Here is a 1,483-nt window from a genome sequence, read left to right on the forward strand (position 1 = left end):
TAATGATTTTGAGCGCTTCATATTTGCCACGCCGGACGCGAATGTGGTTGTTGACTCTGTCCGAACGGAAGAACAAGTAGAGCACTTCAGGAGAATTTACAGGCACAGAGTCATTCACATACATCTAACAGCCCACACAGACGTTTTAACTGTTCGCTATGAAGAAAAATTTAGTGGGATGGCTGGAGAGTTTTCTTGCTATGCTGATGCTCAGCGTAACAGGACAGAAAAACGGGTAATTTCTCTTTCAAAGATATCTGACATAGAAGTCGACACGGATAAATGCACGGATCGGGATGTCTTTGAAAGAGCCGCGAGTTTGCTCGGTTTGTATGGCAATTCGCATGAGCGGCTCGTCGATGTGCTGGTTGGAGGGCAGTATGGGAGCGAAGGGAAAGGCAATGTCGCTGCTTATATTGCCCCCGAATACGATTACCTGGTTCGTGTTGGAGGACCAAATGCTGGGCACAAGGTGAAGACCCCGGATGGTGGGGAGTTCGTTTTCAGGCAGCTGCCGTCTGGTACTGGATCCTGTAATGCGAAGCTTGTAATTGGCCCAGGAGCAGTAGTTAATCCAACGATATTGATGAAAGAAATCGGCCGCTTCAAGATTGGTGTTGATAGGCTTTTTATTGACCCACAAGCAATGGTGATATCCAGAACGGACAAACGATTTGAAAAAAATTCTTTGAAGGGAGACATCTCTTCAACCGCGTCAGGGGCTGGGAAAGCGGCTGCGCGACGAATTATGCACAGAGGCAGTGCGGCGCATCCCGTTGTGCTCGCAAGAGATCATGATGATTTTAAAAGCTATGTCAAGCCTGCGCTAGAAGTATTCGATGATGCATTCAGAAGTCACAGCAAGGTCTTATTAGAGGGCACACAGGGCACTGGCCTTAGTTTGTATCACGGCTATTATCCGCATGTGACATCAAGGGATACCACGGTTTCAGGATGTCTTGCAGAGGCAGGTATTTCTGCTGCTCGTGTCCGCAAGATCGTCATGGTCTGTCGAACATATCCAATACGTGTCCCTAATTCTGAATCTGGGAATACTTCCGGGCCGATGTCGCCGGATGTTTCGAGGGAGGAGATTTCGAAACGATCCGGTTTGCCGATGTCGGAGTTGTCGGAGATTACGTCTGTGACAAACGGGAAACGTCGGATTGGCGAGTTTGATTGGCATCTGTTGCGGAAATCGACTGCACTTAACTCACCCACGGATGTCGCTTTGACCTTTGCAGATTATCTCAGTGCTGAAAACCAAAAGGCTCGGCGGTTTGAGCAGCTTACAAAGAAAACGATAGAGTTTATTGAAGAGGTCGAGCGCTTCGCGAAGGCACCCGTCTCTCTTATTTCAACGCGCTTCCATATGAGAAGTATAATCGACCGCAGGTCATGGTAGGTGCGCATGATACTTGATCGTTTTCTTGAGCTACACCCAAAGCTATACCATATGGCAGAGGCAACAGCTTGGCCTAGC

General features: G+C 48.3%; 1 protein-coding gene. It reads left to right on the plus strand.

Annotated elements, in window-relative coordinates; genetic code table 11:
• On the plus strand, positions 1-1,405 hold a 1,405-nt coding region (locus tag QQS14_RS16360), incomplete at its 5' end, for an adenylosuccinate synthetase (RefSeq protein WP_285908088.1).
• Between the last annotated feature and the right edge of the window lie 78 nt (positions 1,406-1,483).

The organism is Pseudodesulfovibrio pelocollis (assembly GCF_030282845.1).
In the GTDB taxonomy this organism is placed as follows: domain Bacteria; phylum Desulfobacterota; class Desulfovibrionia; order Desulfovibrionales; family Desulfovibrionaceae; genus Pseudodesulfovibrio; species Pseudodesulfovibrio pelocollis.